19 protein-coding genes are annotated in these 22470 nt (G+C 48.7%); 12 read left to right on the plus strand and 7 right to left on the minus strand.

The features are described 5' to 3' along the window. Window positions 1-56 precede the first annotated feature (56 nt). The 4 genes from ACFORK_RS13675 to ACFORK_RS13690 form a co-directional block, all read right to left on the minus strand. Window positions 57-1136 (minus strand): Ger(x)C family spore germination protein, encoded by a 1080-nt coding sequence (locus ACFORK_RS13675; protein WP_379199717.1) that lies wholly within the window; start codon window positions 1134-1136, stop codon window positions 57-59. Beyond that, on the minus strand, window positions 1133-2197 hold the full coding sequence (locus tag ACFORK_RS13680; protein ID WP_379199719.1) for a GerAB/ArcD/ProY family transporter: 1065 nt from the start codon (window positions 2195-2197) through the stop codon (window positions 1133-1135). Before ACFORK_RS13680 ends, ACFORK_RS13675 begins: the two co-directional genes overlap by 4 nt. After that, entirely contained in the window at window positions 2190-3536 is a 1347-nt protein-coding gene (locus ACFORK_RS13685; protein WP_379199721.1) for a spore germination protein, read from the minus strand. The genes ACFORK_RS13680 and ACFORK_RS13685 overlap by 8 nt, the downstream gene beginning before the upstream one ends. 159 nt (window positions 3537-3695) lie before the next feature. Next, a complete protein-coding gene (locus tag ACFORK_RS13690; protein ID WP_379199724.1) occupies window positions 3696-4349 on the minus strand; it encodes a helix-turn-helix transcriptional regulator in 654 nt (217 codons plus the stop codon). 224 nt (window positions 4350-4573) lie between these two features. Between ACFORK_RS13690 and ACFORK_RS13695 the strand changes: the two genes are divergently transcribed. The 9 genes from ACFORK_RS13695 (at window position 4574) to ACFORK_RS13735 (ending at window position 16469) form a co-directional block, all read left to right on the plus strand. Continuing rightward, entirely contained in the window at window positions 4574-5803 is a 1230-nt protein-coding gene (locus ACFORK_RS13695) for a multidrug effflux MFS transporter (RefSeq protein WP_379199726.1), read from the plus strand. Between the two features lie 100 nt (window positions 5804-5903). Further along, on the plus strand, window positions 5904-6470 hold the full coding sequence (locus tag ACFORK_RS13700) for a dihydrofolate reductase family protein (RefSeq protein ID WP_379199728.1): 567 nt from the start codon (window positions 5904-5906) through the stop codon (window positions 6468-6470). 121 nt (window positions 6471-6591) lie between these two features. Then, on the plus strand, window positions 6592-7389 hold the full coding sequence (locus ACFORK_RS13705; protein ID WP_379199730.1) for a helix-turn-helix domain-containing protein: 798 nt from the start codon (window positions 6592-6594) through the stop codon (window positions 7387-7389). Between the two features lie 85 nt (window positions 7390-7474). After that, complete coding sequence (locus ACFORK_RS13710; RefSeq protein ID WP_175371320.1) at window positions 7475-8377, plus strand: LysR family transcriptional regulator; 903 nt, start codon at window positions 7475-7477, stop codon at window positions 8375-8377. A gap of 221 nt (window positions 8378-8598) precedes the next feature. Beyond that, on the plus strand, window positions 8599-10302 hold the full coding sequence (treC, locus tag ACFORK_RS13715) for an alpha,alpha-phosphotrehalase (RefSeq protein ID WP_379199733.1): 1704 nt from the start codon (window positions 8599-8601) through the stop codon (window positions 10300-10302). A 39-nt stretch (window positions 10303-10341) separates the two neighbouring features. Continuing rightward, window positions 10342-12432, plus strand: coding sequence for a PTS system trehalose-specific EIIBC component (gene treP, locus ACFORK_RS13720; protein ID WP_379199736.1), 2091 nt, complete (start codon window positions 10342-10344; stop codon window positions 12430-12432). Window positions 12433-12540: 108 nt separating this feature from the next. Further along, window positions 12541-13257, plus strand: coding sequence for a trehalose operon repressor (gene treR, locus ACFORK_RS13725; RefSeq protein ID WP_379199991.1), 717 nt, complete (start codon window positions 12541-12543; stop codon window positions 13255-13257). A 40-nt stretch (window positions 13258-13297) separates the two neighbouring features. Beyond that, window positions 13298-14047 (plus strand): NADPH-dependent oxidoreductase, encoded by a 750-nt coding sequence (locus tag ACFORK_RS13730; RefSeq protein WP_379199739.1) that lies wholly within the window; start codon window positions 13298-13300, stop codon window positions 14045-14047. Between the two features lie 580 nt (window positions 14048-14627). After that, window positions 14628-16469, plus strand: coding sequence for a methyl-accepting chemotaxis protein (locus ACFORK_RS13735; RefSeq protein WP_379199741.1), 1842 nt, complete (start codon window positions 14628-14630; stop codon window positions 16467-16469). A gap of 221 nt (window positions 16470-16690) precedes the next feature. Here the strand turns inward: ACFORK_RS13735 and ACFORK_RS13740 are convergent, their stop codons facing one another. Both ACFORK_RS13740 and ACFORK_RS13745 read right to left on the minus strand, forming a co-directional pair. After that, the gene (locus ACFORK_RS13740; protein ID WP_379199743.1) at window positions 16691-17572 is read right to left on the minus strand and encodes an NAD-dependent epimerase/dehydratase family protein; all 882 of its coding nucleotides are present in this window, start codon (window positions 17570-17572) and stop codon (window positions 16691-16693) included. 35 nt (window positions 17573-17607) lie between these two features. Then, window positions 17608-18339, minus strand: a complete 732-nt coding sequence (locus tag ACFORK_RS13745) for an RNA polymerase sigma factor (RefSeq protein ID WP_379199744.1) — start codon at window positions 18337-18339, stop codon at window positions 17608-17610. 185 nt (window positions 18340-18524) lie between these two features. On the opposite strand from ACFORK_RS13745, the gene clpP reads away from it, so the two are divergent. After that, entirely contained in the window at window positions 18525-19106 is a 582-nt protein-coding gene (gene clpP, locus ACFORK_RS13750) for an ATP-dependent Clp endopeptidase proteolytic subunit ClpP (protein WP_379199745.1), read from the plus strand. A gap of 30 nt (window positions 19107-19136) precedes the next feature. Continuing rightward, window positions 19137-19343, plus strand: coding sequence for a hypothetical protein (locus tag ACFORK_RS13755; RefSeq protein ID WP_379199748.1), 207 nt, complete (start codon window positions 19137-19139; stop codon window positions 19341-19343). Window positions 19344-19386: 43 nt separating this feature from the next. Here ACFORK_RS13755 and ACFORK_RS13760 read toward each other — a convergent pair whose 3' ends face one another. Continuing rightward, window positions 19387-20382: a LacI family DNA-binding transcriptional regulator gene (locus ACFORK_RS13760; protein ID WP_379199750.1), complete on the minus strand. Its 996-nt coding sequence runs from the start codon at window positions 20380-20382 to the stop codon at window positions 19387-19389. A gap of 280 nt (window positions 20383-20662) precedes the next feature. On the opposite strand from ACFORK_RS13760, the gene ACFORK_RS13765 reads away from it, so the two are divergent. After that, the gene (locus ACFORK_RS13765; protein ID WP_379199752.1) at window positions 20663-22414 is read left to right on the plus strand and encodes a glycoside hydrolase family 13 protein; all 1752 of its coding nucleotides are present in this window, start codon (window positions 20663-20665) and stop codon (window positions 22412-22414) included. The last annotated feature ends 56 nt before the right edge of the window (window positions 22415-22470 follow it).

Raw genomic sequence — 22470 nt, forward strand, 5'->3', positions numbered from 1 at the left:
AGTCTCTTGTCATGGGAGGCTCGCTGCTTTGTGATCGACAGATCATCTACAGTGCATCACATCCGGAGATCGTTTTGTCTGATTTTATCCTTAAGATAGATGTTGTTTCGGACATTAATCTCAACCTCAATTTTGGACTGCAACTGCGGGTACCATCTTTCCTTCCATTCTTTCAACTGTCCTACCGTCATCTTCGGCTTGAACAACTGTCCAATCCCAAGTACGTCTGCTTTGAGCGTATGCAGCTTGTTCATGATATCGGTGCCGCGTTTCTCGATGGATGTTTTGATCTTCTGAGTGATTTCCTGATTGGAGAGTTTTTGCTTGTTCTCGGAGACCTCGATATCCAGATGGAGTCGGCTGTTTAGCTGCGGGCCGGAATCTCCCCATTTTATTCGATGACGAACTGAGGCTTTTTTAATCAGGATGCTGGTATCCTCAGCTGTCTCAATGGTTCCTCCGGTATATTTTTCAGAAAAAATATTGTTGATTAGTGTCTCGTCTGGCGATAGTTTGCCTACCATCTTGGAACCCCTCATAATGGCTGAGCCCCTGAATTCATATAATGTGTCAGTTCCGGTCTCTACCAGTGGAATGGCTGTATCTTGTGTATAGGAACGGCTAACGTTATAAGCCTCCCACAAGCGGACAAGGGATACATTAGGCGTCCAGCCAGCTTCTTCACTGAAGTAATCGTAGGAGGACACCTCTGGCGTTGGTCCGACTTGATGGTGCAGTGCCTTCTGGAAGTCTCCGGTTACAATGGCCACCATGCCTTTGATGGAAATATCATCGGCCCGAATGGCGTAGTCTATAATGTCGTCGATTCCTTTTTCGGCCATTTTTTCACTAATGAGGATCAACCGCAAATGGAGCAGATCGACATGCTTTTCGGATTTGGTCCGGATCAAATCGAGGGCTTTGCTGATGGACTTGGCTTCCTGTTCCAGAATTTGCGTCGTCCCGGTTACAGTGGGAACCTGAAGGGTTACATGGTAAACATCACTTTTGCCATCACAGATGCCCATCACCACTGGAAGATAACGTTTGTTGATATCTTTGATATCCCAGCAGCCGCTCAGCAGCCAAGGGAGGCAGAGTGCGAGCAGTAGCAGGGGAATAATTCTGCGCTTCAAGCGGAGGCCCTCCTTTTCCTTAAACCGGACAAAGCCACGGCGAGCGGGAGGATGAGCATGCTATAAATTCCCGGGATGCTGTTCCATACTAAAAATTGATTCAAATCATAATTATTTCTAACCAGCATGCTGAGCAAAAACATGCCTACAGTCAAACCTGAAGCGATCCATACTTTGTTGATGGGCAGAAATAGCTTCTTGATCAGAGTCGTAGCTGTCCAGAGTGTTGTAGCTGCTTCGAGAATCCCTAGACCGGTGGAGGAGACCACCGAGAACGTAGGCAACCAATCGAAAACGACCCATTCCAGATCAATCGTGTCTGAGGCCATTACGTTAGGGTATTGAAAGGTGACGGCAACCTCTTCGCTGAAAATAAGCAATGGGACATAGACGACGGAGAGGTAGAAGAAGGCAAGGATAATCATAACCAACATTAATCTGCTAGGCTTAAAAGGTTTGTCGAGGGATAACATGCCAAGAAACAGAAAGCCTGAGAAAGAGATGAGGCTGGAATAATAAGACGGATGGGCCAGAAAAGACATTTTCGGGTCCCAGAGCGGGAAGAGATTATGAAAATCGAAATTATGAACACTGATAAATAGTGAGAATAGCACAAAAGGAATGTAGAAAATGAATAGCGCCGCGCTGATGCGGAGGATGACAGAGAATCCTTTGCACGCTGCATACAAGGGGAGAGCCATGTATAGCAAAGTGATGGCCCAAAGCGGAGTTTCCTGAAGCAAGACCACGTTGATTTTGAAAATTTGGTAACGGTTTAACAAGGTAAGGTGGAAGAACAGGAAGACGGCGAAGGGAAGAAGAATTAGCCGGGCCAGCCATATACTTGTTGCTTCGGAGATGATTTCAATCATATTTTTCCCCGGGAATCGGGATAAACCCTTCAGGTAGATCCAGACTAGCAGCATTTCCACCACACAGTTAAGCAGGATGGCTTCCCAATGAGCTAACGAGGTGACTTCCATGATTCTCACGGTAAAAATGGACAGCATCGCTGTCAGATGCAGTTGGATAAACAGCATGACAACCATGGGTTTAGTCATCCGGACTTTTTCCTTTCGTGCTAAGGCTTAAGTAAGGCACTGAGAACGTCTTGAGTGCGGCAAAATAGATGAACAGCCAAACCATTGCTACCTCTAATCCCAAGATGCCATAAATAGAACTAAGGATCAGGACGACGTACTTGAAGATGCGAATTCCAATCGTGTTGAGGTATCCAGCCATCGAAAAATTGGAAATGGTCGTTGCGGCCAGAATGATAATCAGCAGATTGCTCACCAATCGGGCTTGTACAATCGCCTGCCCAAGGATAATGCCACCAACCATCGTGATGGTGGGGCCGATGTTCTTCGGCAGTCGGATGGTAGCTTCAATAACCATCTCCATGAGGAGCAGCATCAGCATGACCTCTACGAAGGAGGGATAGGGGACGCCCTCCCTGCTCTTCGCGACAGAAATCGCCAGCTGAATTCGTAGAAGTTCTGGATTTACAGAATTAAGCACAACATACAACCCGGGCATAATGATCGCGAAGGCTATGCCTGCAATACGGATACAGCGGAAGAACAGGAGATACAAGTAAGGATAGTTTAGGTCCAGCTTAAAAGTCCACAAATCTTTGACGATGGCTGGAAAAGAGAAGGCGTAAGGAAACAGATCCATCAGAATCACCACTTTTCCATCCAGCAGGTTCTGTGCGGCCTCTCCGGGCAGCTCTGAAGATAAATAGGTGGGAATCAGTGAATATTTAGGCTGCTCCAGCACCTGCAGTAAGCCGTTCACATGGATGACATCTTTATGCTTGTTTCTGAAGAGTCGTTCTTTGACAGATTGAACAACCTTGGGGTTGGCTGCATTTTTCATATAAATCAGTGCGATTTCCCTGTGGGAATTGGTACCCAGAATATATGTTTCGATGACGAGCTCTTTATTGCTAAGCCTTCTGCGGACCAGGCCAATGTTAGTATCCAATTTCTCTGTAAATCCATCGATGGAGGACTGAATCGGATTCTCGTTCTCCGCGGCCGTGATGGAGCGATTAAGCGACCGCATATCTGCGTTCAGCACGAGCGGCTTTCCAGAATCCGGGTCCTTAGCAATCAGTTTGCCTTTGATGAGGGAGTCGGCTACTTCCTGATAGGAGACATCCGGCTTAAACTCCAGTGGAAGTAGATCTCTCTCCAGGGAGGGATTATCGTCCCCGGTACCCGATATGATCTGATCCAATGTAATCAGCGTACTCGAAAGATCCACGAGCGAGCTGAAATAATATACTTTTGCCGATTGACCGGATAACGTGACTGTCTTCATGGAAAAATCGCTGTTCAGCTCGAAAGTTTGAATCAAATCCGTTTCCCAATCTTGTTCGATCAGGCTGCTCATAATAACCACCTCGCACATATTCTGTGATGGTTTCCATTTTTTTATCCATTCGTGAGAACTGAGAGTTCAGCACAAAAAAAGGACGCCGGAAAATGAGTTCCACGGCGCCTGTTATTATTAATATTCAACTGAGTTAAAAGAGTGGGAAAGCTGATGGCGTTACCTGCGCGAGGACTCTTTTTCTTTGCGTACTCGCAGCTCCCGCTGGTAGTTGTAGAGTGTGGCCTGGGAGATAGAGAGCAGCTCACAGACTTTGGGGACCGCGTCCTTAACGTCGAAGACGCCCTTGTCGTCCAATTGCTGGATAATCTTCAGCTTGGCTTCCTTGGAGTCCATGGAGAATGGCTTGGCTTTGAAAATCTCCTCCATAATGAGCTTTGTCGTGATTTGTTTGATGGTTTCGCCGCCTGGTTGTTCTTCCACCTCATAAGTGACAGTGCTGGTGAGGTGGGTCAACAGATCCATAGCGCTTTTATAGGCAGAGATGTCTTGGTTGACACAAAGTGTGTATTTGAGGTTGCCATCCTGATCTTTGATGAAAAGGGTGGATGATTTAAGTGGCTTGTTGCTCTTGGCAGTGCTTAAGTAACCGATCAGTGTGCTATTTTGCTCGGCGCTTTGCGAGAGTAGGGCGATGGTGTTGGAATCCTCCAAATCACCTACCTGTCTTTCGGTGATATGGCCGTTTTCGATATGAATGATTTCTGCGTTCTCCATGTCATGCACAACCACTTCCGTAGAAGGCCCCATCAGGGCTGCGATCATAACCGAAATGCTCTTCAGCAATCCAGCAACATCGATGTTATTCTGCATTTGAATGACTCCTGATTCCATTGGATTTGTAAAAAAATTATAACATATAGCAAGGAAGCAGGCGAAACTCGTGCTGTTTATTCATTGGAAAGGAGATAAGCATAAACTTACCAGTGTTCAATTAAAGATTGACAGGGTAAGATATGTCTTATAAATTTGTTATAAATGTTGTAATAAAATTATAACAACGTTATCTCTTAAAGACAGGTTGTGAAGTGGGAACTATGAATTCTAGCTCCAATGTAAACACCCGGACGTTAGGCAAAGCTGGTCGTCTGTGGATTGCTTTGATTCTGGGGGCGCTCACGGCATTTGGGCCGCTGTCCCTTGACATGTATCTACCTTCTCTGCCGGATCTAGCTAGGGATCTGCATTCCAGTCCCTCGCTGGCTCAACTGAGCCTGACGGCATGTCTGGTGGGTCTTGCAGTAGGGCAACTGGTCGCCGGACCGCTTAGTGATGTACGCGGTCGACGGATGCCTCTGATCGTTGGTTTGTCGCTCTATGTGATTACTTCGTTTCTCTGCTCCATGAGCACATCGATTGAAGCGCTCATTGTTCTCCGATTCATTCAGGGTCTGGGTGGCTCGGCGGGGGTTGTCGTAGCCAGAGCGATAGCTCGGGATATGTATTCCGGGACGGAGTTGACCCGGTTCTTTGCCTTGTTAATGCTTGTCAATGGAGTGGCTCCTATTGCGGCACCCATTGCTGGCGGCCAATTATTGAGATTCACCTCTTGGCCGGGGGTGTTCATCGTGCTTGGTGTGATTGGACTTGTAATGTTGGCCTCTGTCCTGTTCGGTCTGCGTGAGACCCTGCCAGAGGCGCAGCGGTCAGGAGGAGGGCTGAAAAGTACGCTGGCCACCTTTGGCCGTCTGCTGAGTGACCGAATGTTCATGGGATATGCTCTTTCCCAGGGACTGGTGTTTGCAGCTATGTTTGCTTATATTGCGGGTTCACCGTTTGTGATTCAGGATTTGTTCGGAGCGACCCCTCAAATATTCAGCGTGATCTTTGCCGTGAATGGTCTCGGAATTATTATCACCGGACAGGTTACGGGCAAATTGGCGGAACGGTTCGGTGAGACAAAGCTGCTGGTGACCGGACTGATCTACGCCGCAGTCGGTGGTCTACTACTACTAATAATGACCTTGCTTGGAGCCGGGCTAATCGCTATTCTGATTCCACTGTTCATGGTGGTGTCCAGCGTAGGGATTGTTAGCACGGCGGCCTTCTCCCTGGCGATGCAGCAGCAGGGACAATCTGCGGGCAGTGCATCCGCTCTTCAAGGTCTGTTGTCGTTGATAGGTGGAGCGCTGGTCGCCCCTCTGGTTGGGCTTGGCGGCAGCGGGACGGCGCTGCCGATGGGGATTGTCATCGCGGCGGCTGATGTAGGCGCCGTTCTCTGTTATGTGCTAATGATTCAGCGGTCAGGGAAGAGAGTCGGAAAATAGCAATTGATAAGAAGTCCTGCACGTTGTCCCATGGTATACTTAGAGCATATTCCTTTCAATAGATGTGCTAAGTCAGTCGGGATGGTGATGGAGGGAGTTCATGCGAAAAGTAGTTCTGAAAATGAATGTCTCTCTGGATGGATATATCAGCACGCCAAGCGGCGGGGTAGATTGGATCTTCAATAGCTTCGATAGTGGGCTGGAGCAGTATTTAGTAAACCTGTTCTGGCAGGCCGATACCCATATTATGGGCAGAATAACCTATAATATGATGTCTGAACATTGGCAAGATTCTACAGAAGGCTATGCTGCGCCAATGAATGAAATTCCTAAGGTGGTGTTCTCCAGAACCCTGAAAGAAGCGAGCTGGCAAAATTCACGGCTTGTACAAGGTGATCTGGAAGAGGAGCTTGCCTTCCTGAAACGGCAGCCTGGCAAGATGATTCTAGCTCATGGGGGTGCTGGCTTTGCGCAATCCCTGATGAGGCTGGGGTTGGTTGATGAGTATCAGCTGATGATTCATCCTGTAGTGCTGGGAGAAGGAATTCCGCTCTTTAAGGACATGCACCAAGCGCAGCCTCTTAAGCTGTTGGACACGCGGGTATTTGATGCTGGGGCAGTACTTCATGTATACCAACCAGCAAACAGTCTGAAATATCATCATTGAGCAGAAATAAGACCTCCACAGCGATGTGGAGGTTTTTTGGTTTATTATGGATCCGAAATATGATAAACTAATGGCGAACTTACGTTCTTTACCTCATAAAATATTCCTGAAGGGGTGCGCCATGCCTTTGTCCAACCGGTATGCAGAAATCGACGGGGTCATTGCCTATATTCACCGCCATCTCTATGAACCTCTGCCACTGTCCCGGCTGGCCAGATACGCGGGCTACAGTCCTTTTCATTTTACACGTATATTTAAACAAAGGTTCGGTCTGCCACCCCTCTATTATGTTTCTTCTCTTCGGCTGCAAAAGGCAAAGGATCTCCTACTGCGCACGAGCCTGAGTGTCCGTGATATCTCCCTTGAGATTGGTCAGCAAAGCCAGGGCACCTTCACGACCCGCTTTGTCGAACGGGTCGGCGTGACACCGTCTGAATTCAGGCATTCACGGCTTCAGGCGGAGGAAAATTTGAAGTCCTTGCAAAGCCTTGGAGGTTGGAGGGAATGGCAGCCTGAGGCCGCTCGAATAGGGACAATCGAGGGGACGGTGCGGACAGAGGTTCCATTTCAGGGGGTCACGCTGGTGGGATTGTTCGCCAAACCCATCCCTGAAGGTCTGCCGCTGTACGGAATGCTGCTGCACAATATGGGCGATTTTCGCTTTACGAATGTAAGTCCAGGCAGCTATTATTTGATGATTACCTCTGTCTCCTGGGGGACGCAGGCTCTTGATTTTTTGCTGCCGTACGCGACCTTGCGGGGCCGTACGGACGAACCGCTGGTTGTTACTCCCCATTCACCGGTCCCTTATCAGGAAATTACCTTGCATCCTCCCCTGCTGGGTGACCCGCCAATTCTGATTTCGTTACCGCTCTTGATGAACCATTTTCTTAGCAGAATAATGTATGCCAGGAAGTAAAAACTTGAAATATATTATATAATAGAGGGAAGAGAGGCGGGACACATCCCCTCTAAGCTATTGAAATATAGAGAGGATTATTCTATTGACCTTACAACAGTTGAAATATGTCATTGAAGTGGCGAGTCGGGGCTCTATGAACGAGGCGGCCAAGCGCTTGTTTATTTCCCAGCCGAGCCTGTCCAATGCGATCAGAGAGCTTGAGAAAGAATTGGGGATTACGATTTTTGAACGCACGAACAAGGGCATATCACTCTCTCTGGAGGGAGCCGAATTTCTGGGGTACGCCAGACAGGTGGTGGAACAGGCAGAACTGTTGGAGAATCGGTATCTTGATGCGAAGCCGTCTCCACAGCATTTTTCCGTGTCCACACAGCACTATGCCTTTGCGGTCAATGCGTTCGTGAATCTCGTCCGTGAATATGGTCATGATGAATATGAATTGGCACTGCGTGAGACCAAGACGCATGAAATTATTGAGGATGTCAAAAGTCTGCGCAGCGAGATCGGTATCCTGTACCTGAACGAGTTCAATGCCAAGGTTATCAACAAGCTGCTGCAATCGGCGAACCTGGAATTCCACAGCCTGTTTCTGGCCAAGCCGCATATCTTTATCAGCATCAATAATCCGCTGGCCAAGCAGTCCATCGTAACGGTTGACCAGCTGCAGCATTATCCTTATCTGTCTTTTGAGCAGGGGGAATACAACTCTTTTCACTTCTCCGAGGAGATACTCAGCACCTTGTCCCATCAGAAAAGCATTCGGGTGAATGACAGAGCGACGCTGTTCAATCTGCTGATAGGCCTGAACGGCTACACCATTTCTACCGGGGTGCTTAGCGCGGACCTGAACGGCAACGAGATCATTCCGGTGCCTCTGGATTGTGATGAGACCATTAATGTTGGCTGGATTAGCCATAAGAATGCGGCGTTGTCCAAGCTTGCGCTTGCCTATGTTGAGGCGCTTCAGCAGGCGATTGCTGAGTAACGCATAGATCGTTCTGTTATGTGTGAATATTGGTTTAGATTACAGGGAATAGGTTAAGTAACGGTTATTGCTCCCGGGAGCAATAACCGTTTTTTTATATAACAAGACAGGGAATAAATTCTTCCGATTGACAACATGTATATACAAGTAATAATATGATAAGGCTAATGAACTTGTATATACAAGATTAAATTATTTTGCTTGGCAAGGAGGACTAAACTGTGATTATTTCAAAAACGCAGGATTGGTGGCGGCGTTCTACAGTTTATCAGGTATATCCCAAAAGCTTTATGGATTCAACAGGCAGCGGTGAAGGCGATATCCGGGGTCTGACAAGCAAGCTCGACTATTTGCAGCAGCTTGGTATTGATATTATCTGGCTTCAGCCAGTTTATGTATCCCCGCAAAATGACAACGGATACGATGTGGCGGATTACTGCCAAATCAACCCGGAGTTCGGTACGATGGCGGATTTTGATGAGCTGATGGAGGGTGTCCAAAGCCGAGGTATGCACCTTATGCTGGATATCGTGGTTAACCATTCTTCGACAGAACATGTCTGGTTCCAGGCATCCAAAAGCTCCAAGGATAATCCGTACCGGGATTATTATATCTGGAAGGACCCGAAGCCGGATGGCGGTCCACCGAATAACTGGCAGTCCAAGTTCGGAGGTTCAGCCTGGCAGTATGATGAAGGCACTGGACAATATTTCTTGACCCTGTTTGACAAGACGCAAGCTGATCTCAACTGGGAGAATCCGGCGGTACGCAAAGAGGTCGTCAAGCTGATGACATTTTGGGCGGACAAAGGCGTTAGCGGTTTCAGAATGGATGTGATCAATCTCATCTCCAAGGATCAAGCGTTCCCGGACGATGATGGCAGCATCCTTCCCGGCGATGGACGACGTTATTATACCGATGGTCCTCGGGTGCATGAGTACGTAAAGGGATTGTATGAGCAGGTATATGGTCCTTACAACGTGATCACGGTAGGAGAGATGTCCTCGACCACGCTGGAGCACTGTCTGCGCTATTCCAATCCGGATGAGAAGGAATTCTCCATGACCTTCAATTTCCACCATCTGAAGGTGGATTATCCGAACGGACAGAAGTGGGAGCTAATGCCGTATGATTTTGAAGCGCTGAAAAGTCTAATGTCCAACTGGCAGCAGGGTATGCAAGAAGGTGGCGGTTGGAACGCGCTATTCTTCAACAACCATGACCAGCCGCGGGCGTTGTCCCGTTTTGCCGATGACGGACGTTACCGTGTAGAAAGCGCTAAGATGCTGGCGACCACCCTACATGGTCTGCAAGGAACGCCGTATGTCTACCAAGGGGAAGAGATTGGTATGCCTAATCCCCATTGGCAAGACATGAGCGAGCTGCGGGATATTGAGTCTCGGAACATGTACGGCATTCTGCTGGAACGGGGAAAAACACCAGAGGAAGCTATGGACATTATCCGGGAGCGCTCCCGCGACAATTCCCGCACGCCGATGCAGTGGGATGACAGTCCGCAAGCCGGATTTACTACGGGTACACCGTGGATTAAGGTAGATGAGCGTTATCAGGAGATCAATGTACAACAGCAGCTGAATGACCCGGATTCGATTCTCCATCATTATCGCAAGCTGATTGCCTTGCGCAAATCACTGGCGGTTCTCACGGATGGCCGATTTAAGCGTCTGGATGAAGGTCATCCACAAATATTTGCTTATGCACGGGTCACTGACAAAGAGACGTTGGTCGTGGTCTCCAATTTCAGTGATCAGCCGGCGACATTTACACTGCCGGAGTCTTTTGCGGAAACTGCACTGGCGGGCAAGTCTTCTGAACTGCTCATTGCCAATACAGAGGCGGTGCCGGAACTGGGAACAGAGATGAAGCTGACACCTTATGCCTCCTTTATGTGGGTTATTAACTAAGAATGAATACGGAAACAAAGTGATAAAGGAGTGAATCCCATGGCTGTTGATAAAAAAAGTGTAGAAGAGATCGTCCAAGCCGTCGGCGGCAAAGACAATATTGAAGTGGCTACTCACTGTGTCACCCGGCTTCGCTTTTCGCTAGTGGATGAAGACAAGGTAGATCATGCCCTTCTGGAGAGTAACGATCTTGTTAAAGGCCATTTCTCCTCCCAGGGCCAGTTCCAGGTCGTCATTGGACCAGGACTCGTGGATAAAGTATATGATGAAATGATCGCAATTACAGGCGGGCCACGCTCATCCAAGGATGATGTCAAGAACGCAGCCGGGAAGAAGCAGAATCCGCTTCAGCGTGCAGTCAAAACGCTGTCGGATATCTTCATTCCGATCCTCCCGGCTATCGTAACTTCCGGTCTCCTGCTGGGGATCAACAATATTCTGACTGGTCCGGGGATTTTCTTCGCAGGCCAGTCACTGGTGCAGGTCTATCCTCAGTGGACGGACATTGCTTCTATTATTAACCTGATTGCTAATACAGCCTTTATCTTCCTGCCTGCGCTGATCGGTTGGTCGGCAGTGAACCGATTCGGTGGCAGCCCGCTGTTAGGGATTGTACTCGGTCTGATTCTGGTTCACCCGGATCTGCTCAGTGCCTATGGCTATGCAGAGGCTTCTACTAAAGGAACGATACCGGTTTGGAATCTCTTTGGCTGGCATATTGAGAAAATCGGATATCAGGGACAGGTGCTGCCCGTTCTGGTCTCAGCTTACATTTTGGCGAGGATTGAGGGCTTCCTAAATAAACGAGTGGCCGATTCCATCAAGCTGCTTGTTGTGGCCCCACTCACCCTGCTGATTACCAGCTTCCTGGCGTTTGTGTTGATTGGTCCGATTACTTTTGCCTTGGGTAATGCCATTACCTCTGGTCTTGTACATGTATTTAATACATTACCGGCACTCGGTGGACTGCTCTATGGTGGATTGTATGCCTTGCTCGTGGTCACGGGGATGCACCATACCTTCCTTGCGGTCGATGTACAATTGATCGGTAGCGAAGGCGGAACGTTCCTCTGGCCGATGCTGGCTCTCTCCAATATCGCTCAAGGTGCAGCGGCACTCGCGATGATGCTTGTGCTGAGAGAGCAAAAAGCGAAGGGGCTCGCAGCCACTTCTTCGATCTCGGCATTTCTGGGGGTAACGGAACCGGCGATCTTCGGGGTGAACATCCGCTATAAATATCCATTTATCTTCGGAATGATCGGATCGGCTATTGGCGGCGTTCTGTTAACCATAAATCATGTGCTGGCGTCCTCGATCGGGGTCGGGGGTATTCCTGGCTTCCTGTCGATCTTCCCGAAACAATGGGGCGTGTTCTTCATTGGAATGGGCATCGTGCTGATTGTGCCATTTGGCCTAACGGTATTGTATGGCAAAATTGTTGGGCGCAAGGAGGCTGCAGTTGCCACAGGATCAACGGGTACAGCCGCAGTAACAACTCCAGCAGCCTCCGAGAATCACGCAGTGCGTACAGAGACTTCTGCACAAGGCGTGCAAGCTTCCGGTAGCGCTACCGATAAGGTTGCTGCTGGTTCGACTACCTCTGTAGCTAACGACTCCGGTACTTCATCTTCTGATATTGTTACAGAGGAAGATGGTACCCGGGTATTGAATATTTTTGCACCATTGACGGGTAAAGCAGTATCGCTGGAGAACGTTCCCGATCCGGCTTTTGCCGAAAGACAGATGGGACAAGGGATCGCCATTGAGCCGGAAGATGGACGGGTAACCGCACCATTCGATGGGACCGTGGCACATATTATCAAGAGCAAGCATGCTGTCATTCTGGAGCATAGCTCTGGCGTACAGGTACTGATCCATGTCGGGATCAACACGGTGTCTCTGAAAGGCAGTGCTTTTACAAGCCATGTGAGCATCGGGGATCAGGTCAAGGTTGGACAGCTCCTGCTGGAATTTGATATGGAGGCGATTGCTGCGGCAGGATTACCGCTGATTACGCCGATCATTATTCCGGACGGCCAGGATATCATTGCAGGCGTGGAAGAAGCTGCGCCAGGTGCAGTAGCGGCTGGACGGAACGTCAGCTTGAAAATTCGCTTGAACGCGGAGTAAGTGAAAATCAATCATTACGTGAACAGAAACGGGCATCGTCCAGTCAAGGACAGTGCCCGTTTCTTTTTTTAACATAGAATTATGGTAAAATGAAAAACGGTGATGGAATTGAAGGAAAATATATATCAGAGCATTTTTAATACGTATGCAAAACAAATTCGGTCAGGCAAGATTCCCCCGGGGACCAAACTGCCTTCGGAGAATGAACTAATGAGTTCGTACTCTACCTCGCGGGAAACCGTCCGCAAAGCGCTTAATTTACTAGTACAGCACGGGTTTATCCAGAAAATCAGAGGTAAGGGATCTTTTGTGCTGGATATCGGACGCATGAACTTTCCGGTCACAGGGCTTACCAGCTTCAAAGAAATGTCGGGGAAAATAGGCCGTTCCACGCGTACACTTGTACAGAGAACTGGCTGTGTTGAGGCTTCGCCATCTATCGCAGACTATTTACAGATCGAACCGGGGTCTCCAGTGTGGGAGGTCATCCGTGTCCGCGAGATTGAAGGCGAGCGTGTCATTCTGGACAAGGATTATTTTCGGCCGGACAAAGTTGTTCTGCTGACAGAGGAGCTGGCCGCGGGCTCTATCTATGAATATTTGGAGCACACACTGAATCTGGTGATCAGTTATGCCAAAAAAGAGATTTCTGTCGAAGAGGCTACGGACGAGGATCGGGCGCTGCTCGATCTGAACGGACTGGCTCATGTGGTGCTTGTCCGCAACTTTGTTTTTCTGGAAGACACTACGTTGTTTCAGTATACGGAATCGAGGCACCGCTTGGACAAGTTTCAGTTCGTGGATTTTGCCCGGCGGATTCCTTAGAATTTGTTGTAGTCGGTAAAGACAGAAAGGATGAACCTTAGTGAATGAAATCATACGAACATTAACGAACCACCGCTCTTACCGGAGCTATTCTGACCGGGCAGTGAGTACAGAGGATTTGCAGAACATTATTGCTTCGGCTCAGGCCGCACCTTCCTGGGTACATGGTCAGCAGTTTACGATCATCGCGGTTCATAACCAAGAGCGAAAACAGCGGCTGGCAGAACTGTCCGGCAATCAAAAACATGTGGCCGAGGCACCGGTGTTTCTCGTGTTCTGCATGGACTTTTACCGGGCGGGATTGGCAAGCGAGATGGAAGGCCAGCCTTTTGAAGCGGCTTCTGATGTGGATGCTCTGTTGGTTGGAGCGGCTGATGTGGGGCTAGCTATGGCTGGTGCAATCACGGCTGCAGAATCGCTGGGCCTGGGAACAATTCCGATCGGCGGGGTTCGCCGCAATACGAAGGCTGTGATTGAGCTGCTGCAGCTGCCGAAGTATGTTTTTCCTATCGCAGGTCTGTGTGTCGGATATCCCGGCGCGGAAAGCCCGAAGAAATCCCGTCTGCCGATGGAGGCCGTCTACCACGAAGAGCAGTACAACACTGATCAGACCGGGTTACTACAGGCTTACAATGAGACGCACCGCCAATCCTTGCAGCAGCAAGGTCTTCCTGAGCGCAGCTGGACCAGTTGGGTCGCTCATTTCTATGCCAATAATGCTGTGTACGGAGATGCACGGAATACCCTCAAAGAACAAGGGTTTATGTATGATAAGGAGCGGGGGGAGTAACTTCATTCCGCTTTGCACGTTTATGCAAGAAGAAGCATTCCAAAGCCGTGTTTGGCAGGAATGCTTCTTTTGTTGTTTTTTTCGTAACGATTAGTATCAACAGATGGTTCAAGTTGGAGGCGTATTGTGCTGAGAGCGGGAATTTGCTAATAACGAATAATAAATAATCAATAAGATTTACACGTTATATAGAACGTATTTATAAACGACTTGGGTGTCTGAAAATCACTTTCTCGTATCCTAAGTTACAAAATTTACGCTTGATTTACAAAGATTTCACTCATTCAGGGAACAACAAATGCACTGGAAATGCCCCGCGTCCACGTCAGGAACAGGATAAGATCTCTTGTTTCATTATAAGCACGTAACCTTTCTGATCCAAAATTCAGCAGGAACATCCCCTCGGCCGAGGACACAATCTGGACTTCATTTGCGTAATGCCTTCACACTTTCTTAAAACAATCTTTACGTTCACCGAACAAAACTGTGCGGAACAATTAATATCTGGCTCCTACAATCAATATGTGTTGGTAGAATGTACCTACTGGCACTTGAGGCTTTTGATGGAGGGATGATTCTTTTGAAGGTAACCCGTATGCACCTTTCGATGAAATGGAAGCTGATCCTGAGCTTTTCGGCTGTTGCAATGATCTTTTTAGGGGTGGCTGTTTATCAAGGGTACAAAATTAATCAGATCGAAAAATCCATGGAAACGCAAAAAACGGAGATGGAAAATAGAATCACAGTCTCTACGCTTACGCAGCTACTGCAGGAAATGAAGAGCGTGGAAGCCTCGCTGTCCGGTACAAGCGATCTGGAATGGGCCGATGCATTCAAGGAGAAGGAAAATAAATTTCACACGGAAATGGGCAAAGTAGAGTTTGGAGCGGGTACTCCTGCACTAGAGGGTCTGCAGCAATTGCAGAGCCAGGCCAAGGAATATACGGGCGTTGTCGACGAGTTGGTTCAGACCTTAAATGACAGCAGTCTTGACCCGATGACCGTTCTGGATAAAATCGATGAATTACATACGAAGGCGCAGGCACTGAATGCGACTATGCTGGAGGGCAACGGGAAGCTGTACACAGCAGCGGCAGAAAATGCCGGGCTAGCCCAAGGAGAGTCGTTTGATCTGCTGAAGAATACCAATGCAGTAGTGCTATATGCTGCTATATTCGTCCTGATCTTCACCCTTGTGATTGCTGTGGTGCTGATTCGTTCGTTCCTGAATCCTGTTCATAAACTGCAAGTGGCATTACGGAAAATATCCGAAGGAGACCTGCGGGAGCAGATCAATTCTCCATATAATGATGAGCTTGGGCGCTTGAGTCATCATTTTGACCATATGGTGGGCCGGGTTAGAGAAATGCTGCAGCAGACACAGACGGTAGCTTCTACGCTGGCGGATTATTCACATTCTTTCCAGCAGTCGTCGGCTATTACTGCTCACACTAACCAGGATATCGTCAGAACAATTCAGGAAATCTCTTCCGGTGCAGACCAGCAGGCTGGGCAATCTGAGCAGAGTGCCGGACTGATTCAGGAATTGGAGCGTGGCATCCAAGAGATTACGGAGTATACAGAGGTCATGTTGACGACCAGTGAAACGGCCAATCTAAATACACGCAGTGGTTCAGCAGCCGTAACCGCCCTGCGGGAAGTATCCGGGCAGTCCCGTCAATCGGTGGGCAAAGTGTACCATACGCTGGACAAGCTTGCTGAACAGTCACGGGATATTTCGCGGATAACTCAAACCATTACGGATATTTCCAGCCAGACCAACATTCTGTCACTGAATGCTGCGATTGAAGCTGCCAGAGCCGGGGTGCATGGCAAAGGTTTTGCCGTAATTGCAGATGAGGTCAGACAACTGGCCGATCAGACGAAGGCGTCCTCTGGGCATATTCGTGAGATTATCACTGAACTTCAACAGGGGATGGAAGACTTCCAGAAAGATATGCTGGAGACACGGGGAAATCTGGAGGAGCAAGAAGAGAAGGTTGAGGAGACGTTGGCTTCTTTTGAAGCGATTGACCAGTCAATTGCTGAGATCAGCAGACAAATCGGTCATATTCATGACAAAGTGGACGAGACGCGTGGGATGAATACCCGGCTTGCTGAGTCTGTGCACTCTGTTGCCGCTATTGCCGAGGAGACTGCTGCAGGGGTACAAGAAGTGAATGCCTCCAGCATACAGCAGGATCAATCCATCGCTGCAATTGCAAGGCAGGCTGTTGATATTCATGAAATCTCGCAGAAGCTGTTCCAGGAGATCAATGTGTTCAAAATCAATAGCGGGAGTAATTCGGCCATTTCTGCCGAATCACTCCCGCTAGAGAAACGGGTGAAGACGGAGAGCAGCAATACTGCATCCTCCGCTACGGAAACCGTTGTTTCTTACCCCAAAGCAAGTTCGGCTTAAAGCTGAGCTTGCTTGTTTGTTAAGATGTTATCTGGTCTCTCGGTTTTGCCTTATGAATGCTTTTTTACTCCAAATCGATGAATTTAAGGTACAAAAATGCCGTTATTTTAAACGTGGAATAGAGGTTAACTTTCCAGTCAATCTGTTTCTGGAGGTCAGCTCCCCAGTCCAGTCTGTATCCCAGCTTAAGTTCTCTATAAGCTTCAAGTAAGCTAATTGTTCTACTCGTATGAACGGTTTAGCATAGCGATCAGCTCTGGCATCCATGTAGCCAGGTCGAGGAAGGAGTATCCTGCCGACCTGGCTTTTGTTGTGTCCATAAACCACGGCTTCGGGATATAGAACGGGGAACTATGCTCTGGCTGAGCCTCTTCCACAATCACAGCCTTTTGCCCGACGACAGTTTCAATCATACCGAGTAGTTCGCCCATCCTAAGGGTGCCATTCGAGCAGGCGTTAACCGGTCCGGTGATATCGGAACCTCCTAGCCAATATAGAAAATCTGCGGCTTCATTGGAACGGATAAAGGACATGCGCGGCTCCGGATCAATCGCGATGGGTATACCTTTGCGGATGTGTTCAATATGAAAATGCAGCCGACGTGTATAGTCATCCGTGCCAAGTACAATTGGAATTCGGACAGCTGCTACAGGAAATGTGGCGCGTTGGATCAGAACTGCTTCTGCCAGTCTTTTGCCTTCTTTATAGCTGAAGTCCTCCGCTTCGCCATATTGCAGCGGGTAGGTTGCCGCATCAAAATCCCCTTCAGTGATGGTCTGGTCGCTGAAATCATAGACCGACAGACTTGAGGTCAGGATGTAACGCTTGGCTTTGCCGTCAAAAATGTCACAGGCTGCTGCGGCATCATTAGGCGAAAAGCAGATGTTGTCATAGACGACATCCCATTCCCGGTCTCCTACCGCGTCTGCCAGAGCAGCTTGATCCCTGCGGTTGACGTGAACTCTGTGAACACGGTCTCCGAAGGAGTCCGCAGTTTCCCCGCGCGTCACGATTGTCACTTCGCAATATTTATCCTCCAGGAGACGTTCCACTAGTCTTTTTCCAAAAAAACGTGTTCCTCCAAGTACCAATATATTTCTCATCATCGCTCTCCTTGCAGTTCCGTATTTGAATTAAATTAAGCGATCATTCTCATCTCAGGCTGTCCTGTCCAGCCAGTCGCTCCATAACCTCCAGCGGTAATGGATTGGACAGATGTTACAGCCACAGCTACGACGGTATCGCGTACCGTATCGAGCATCGCAAGTCGGATCAGCTCTGCAACCTGTCCTTTCTCGTAGGCGGCGGCAAGCCGCTGAAGGTGAAGCAGATAGTCTGTATCCTCTCGCCAACGTGGTCCTTCATCTGCCAGTTCCTGTCGCACGTCTGGCAGGGCCTGGCGCGCCCGGTGTAGCGCAGCTTTGACCGCACCTTCCGTGGTGTCCAGCAGCTCCGCCGCTTCCAGGGCGGAATGCCCAAGCACATCGCGCAGCAGGAAGACGGTTCGCTGCAGCGGCGACAAATGCTCCAGCAGAGCCTGGAAAGCAGCCTCGATACCGGCGGTTCCGCTGTCTTCCGTACCTTCTGCCGCTAGGGGCTGAAGTCCCAGAATTCGAGCGAAAGTCTTTTTACGTCGTACGGTATCTATCCATGTATTTCGGGCAGTCCGCAGGAGTAGCGCCTCGATATTTCTGTGCCCTGCATTCTGTAGATAGCCCAGTACCTTGATCCAGGTATCCTGCGCGAGATCTTCCGCATCCCAGGATGATTGGGTCAATGAGAGACAATAACGCTTCAGGGCAGCTTGCATCAGTGTGGTCGTATGTTCATCCGGCAGCATTCCGGCAGGTTGATCATTAAAGGTCATCATGTGGGCCATCTCCTTTTTACAGCAAGGTGGAATTCCGTTCCTTCTTAATAATAAACGAATAAAGTATAGATGAAGATACGCAGTTGGCAAAAAAATTGTTGGTGCGGTCGGCGTATCCTTTCGCTTCCCTAAGTCGTTTACGGGTCAGAACACAAAACACAATTGACGGATGGAGGCAAAATACAATGAGCTATGTTCCATATGTTATCGAACAGACCGGTCAAGGAGAACGATCATATGATATTTATTCCCGGCTGCTGAAGGACCGGATTATATTCGTGGGATCACAGATTGAAGATGGAATGGCCAATAGTATCGTAGCCCAGCTACTTTATCTCGCGGCCGAAGACCCGGACAAAGACATCCATATGTACATTAACAGTCCGGGAGGTGTTACTACCGCTGGCTTCAGTATTTACGATACGATGCAGTTAATCAAGCCGCAGGTGAACACGATTTGCACAGGGATGGCCATGTCCTTCGGTTCCTTGTTGCTGCTATCCGGGGCGAAGGGCAAGCGGTGTGCGCTTCCTAACAGTGAGATTATGATTCATCAGCCGAGTGGTGGTGCGCAAGGGCAAGCCAGTGATATCGCGATCAGCGCGAAGCGCATTTTGCAACTGCGGTCCAAAGTGGTTCAGATTACAGCAGAGAGAACGGGGCAGTCCGTGGAAAAGGTCGAGAAGGATATGGATCGTGATTACTTCATGACCGCCGAGGAAGCGTTGGAGTATGGGATTATCGACAAGATTATTACCCGTCTGTAAATAACTTATGTAATAGAAGGAGGAAGAATTATGATGGAAGCATTACAGGGAAAAGAAGTCGCGATACATTTTCTTGACGGCACTAGTGTCAGAGGCGGAGTGCTGAAGGAAGCTGGAGACAAATATCTCAAATACCTCACAGAATATCAGGAGATGTACATTCCTATCACATCCATTCAGGCCGTCACGCTCGATATTAAGGAACATGTGCATCCACGGATAGGTTTTGCTCAATAATGTTCATGTGATCTAAAAAAACGGGCCAGAGAAGTTAACCTCTCTAACCCGTACTTTCCCGAATCTTCAAATGATGCGCTACATTGGTATGGCTGGGGGAGACCGCCTCGCCCTTGATCAGCTTGATCAGGGTTCGCGTCGCGGTTCTCCCTATTTCTGTACCCGAATATTCCACGGAGGACAGCTTCGGGCGGACAAGAGAGGCTACATAGCTGTTGTCAAAACCAAAAACGGCCACATCCTCCGGAATGCGCAGGCCGCTGTCGATGAGATAATTCATCGCCCCCACCGCCATCCAGTCTGTCGAGCAGAATACGGCTGTCGGTTGCTCCCCGCTGTTCAGAATGTTGCTCATTGCCAGCCGCCCGTCTTCCACCGAGAACCCGCTTTCCACAACCCAGCTCTCTTTAACGGGTATCCCCGCATCTTCAAGCGCCTGTCGGTAACCTAAGTAACGATCGCCTCCAACTGAACTTTCACCAGCCGCACGAATCATGGCAATGCTGCGGTGTCCCTTCTGGATCAGATAGGTTACCGCTTCATAGGAAGCAGTGATGTTGTCCAGATGCACTGAAGGTAAGGAGGGAATTTGTGAAGCTTGCCCGGCCAGAACACACGGTACGGCTGAAGCGGCGATTAGCTCCAGATGCTCCTGCTGCGGCACCGACCCTACGAGAATATTTCCCCGGGTCCCGAGACGTCTGAACAAATCCAGATAGTGCAGCTCACTCTCCATACTACTGTCTGTCAATCCGACGATCACTTCATATCCATATAACTCCGCGAGATTGCGAATCCCGAGATTGAAATCGTCCAGTACCGTATTGTTACTCTGCGGAATAATAACACCGATCAGATTGTCATTGCTGCCTCCAGCGCCACCACCAGTGAGATCAGGCCGGTAATTGGTTTGCTTAATGGCGTCGAGCACGCGCTTGCGTACCTCATCATTGACAGGCTTACTATTATTGACCACTCGCGATACGGTGGAGATAGAGACATCGGCCATTTTGGCGATATCTTTAATCGTTACTTTCACTTCGAATCACCATAACTTTCCAGGCTTGTTATCCAATACTTTTATGCGACACCAGCATATCATGGAATCCCGTTAGAATCCAAAGATATGTGTTGACCGGGAAAATAAAAAATCCTATAATGATCGCTATGGGAAAATAATTTCCCTTTGTTTTTATGAATTTTTAGCAAAAATATTGAATTTTGATCTGATTTATAAGTTTATAAGATGTTTTGAATGTTATTTAGGAAAATATTTTCCTGATCACACTTAAATCGCAGTTATATAAAGGAGCATACACATGAATAAAACATGGTGGAAAGAGGCTGCAGCCTACCAGATCTACCCGAGAAGCTTTATGGACAGCAATGGAGATGGTATCGGCGATTTGCAAGGGGTCATTTCCAGACTGGATTATTTGCAGGACCTTGGAATTAATGTCATCTGGATTTGTCCGATTTATAAATCTCCTAATGATGACAACGGATATGACATCTCTGACTATCAGGACATTATGGAAGAGTTCGGCAGCATGGAAGACTTCGATCATCTGCTACGTGAGGTGCACGCGCGGGGCATGAAGCTGATTCTGGATCTGGTCATTAACCATACCTCGGACGAGCATCCGTGGTTTGTTGAGGCGCGTTCAGGCAAGGATAATCCGAAACGGGATTATTATATCTGGAGCGATCCCGTCGACGGCCATGAGCCGAACAACTGGGAGAGTATTTTTAGCGGCTCTGCGTGGGAACTGGACGAGGGGACCGGACAATATTTTATGCACGTTTTCTCTCGGAGACAGCCTGACCTCAATTGGGAGAATCCGGAGGTACGTCAGGAATTGTATGGCATGGTCAACTGGTGGCTGGACAAGGGGATCGACGGCTTCCGGGTGGACGCCATTTCGCATATCAAAAAAGTAGCAGGCTTCCCGGATCTTCCGAACCCGCAGAATCTTCGCTATGTTCCGTCGACAGATGGTCATATGAACCGAGAAGGGATTCACGAGTTTCTGCTGGAACTAAAGCAGGAGACCTTTGACCGCTATGATATTATGACGGTTGGCGAAGCAAGTGGAGTAAGCGTCGAGCAGGCCGAGCAATGGGTCGGTGAGAACCAGGGCAAATTCAATATGATTTTCCAGTTTGAGCATTTGGCCTTGTGGAACAAGAGTGTTACTGGCGGTCTTGATATCATTGCGCTGAAATCTGCTTTGTCCCGTTGGCAGAAAGGGCTGGAGGGTCGGGGCTGGAACGCGCTATTTATAGAAAATCATGATCAGCCGCGCTCCGTTTCCACTTGGGGAAATGACGGCGAATACTGGCTGGAATCGGCCAAGTCACTGGCAACGATGTACTTCCTTATGCAAGGGACTCCATTTATTTATCAAGGACAGGAAATAGGGATGACGAATGTGCGATTCGACTCCATGGATGATTACGACGATGTGGCGATGAAGAACATGTACCGTATTGAGACCGCAGCCGGTCGTAGTCATGAGGAGATCATGGAAGTGATCTGGAAGAATGGACGTGACAACTCCAGAACGCCGATGCAGTGGGATGGCAGCGAGAATGGCGGTTTCACCAGCGGCAAGCCATGGATGAAGGTCAATCCGAACTATGTGGAGATCAACGTCGAACGTGCACAGCAGGACCCGAATTCCATCTATCATCATTATAAAAAACTTATTGCCCTGCGGGCGCAGAATCCGGTCGCGATCTATGGGGCCTATGATCTGCTGCTGGCTGATAATGAAAGCATCTACGCCTATACTCGTACGCTTGGCGCTGAGAAGCTGCTCGTGATGTCGAATCTGACCGCTAAGGAAGCGCTGTTCGATTTGCCGACAGAACTATACTTCGATTCACATCAACTGATGCTGCATAATTATGCTGTGGATTCAGGCGAATCTATCGAAACGGTAGCCTTGCGGCCTTACGAGTCCCGTGTCTATCTGTTGGTGGGTGTGCCTGCTGATGAGGAAAGTCAGGGAGATGCCATCGCTCCATTACAGCAAAGTGATTCTCCTTTCTTAACTGAACCTGTGTGATAAATAATTCAAAATCCTTCGACCATGCTCTAGTTTGCGTCGAAGGATTTTTTTCT

The organism is Paenibacillus sp. GCM10012306, from assembly GCF_042649265.1.
Taxonomy (GTDB): Bacteria; Bacillota; Bacilli; order Paenibacillales; family Paenibacillaceae; genus Paenibacillus_AQ.

Bases quoted from the DNA above. Each gene is read 5' to 3' on its own strand.
- ACFORK_RS13680 (WP_379199719.1), bottom strand. From the start codon at position 2,197: ATGACTAAACCCATGGTTGTCATGCTGTTTATCCAACTGCATCTGACA.
- ACFORK_RS13685 (WP_379199721.1), bottom strand. From the start codon at position 3,536: ATGAGCAGCCTGATCGAACAAGATTGGGAAACGGATTTGATTCAAACT.
- ACFORK_RS13690 (WP_379199724.1), bottom strand. From the start codon at position 4,349: ATGCAGAATAACATCGATGTTGCTGGATTGCTGAAGAGCATTTCGGTT.
- ACFORK_RS13695 (WP_379199726.1), top strand. From the start codon at position 4,574: ATGAATTCTAGCTCCAATGTAAACACCCGGACGTTAGGCAAAGCTGGT.
- ACFORK_RS13700 (WP_379199728.1), top strand. From the start codon at position 5,904: ATGCGAAAAGTAGTTCTGAAAATGAATGTCTCTCTGGATGGATATATC.
- ACFORK_RS13705 (WP_379199730.1), top strand. From the start codon at position 6,592: ATGCCTTTGTCCAACCGGTATGCAGAAATCGACGGGGTCATTGCCTAT.
- treP (WP_379199736.1), top strand. From the start codon at position 10,342: ATGGCTGTTGATAAAAAAAGTGTAGAAGAGATCGTCCAAGCCGTCGGC.
- ACFORK_RS13740 (WP_379199743.1), bottom strand. From the start codon at position 17,572: ATGAGAAATATATTGGTACTTGGAGGAACACGTTTTTTTGGAAAAAGA.
- ACFORK_RS13745 (WP_379199744.1), bottom strand. From the start codon at position 18,339: ATGATGACCTTTAATGATCAACCTGCCGGAATGCTGCCGGATGAACAT.
- clpP (WP_379199745.1), top strand. From the start codon at position 18,525: ATGAGCTATGTTCCATATGTTATCGAACAGACCGGTCAAGGAGAACGA.
- ACFORK_RS13755 (WP_379199748.1), top strand. From the start codon at position 19,137: ATGATGGAAGCATTACAGGGAAAAGAAGTCGCGATACATTTTCTTGAC.
- ACFORK_RS13765 (WP_379199752.1), top strand. From the start codon at position 20,663: ATGAATAAAACATGGTGGAAAGAGGCTGCAGCCTACCAGATCTACCCG.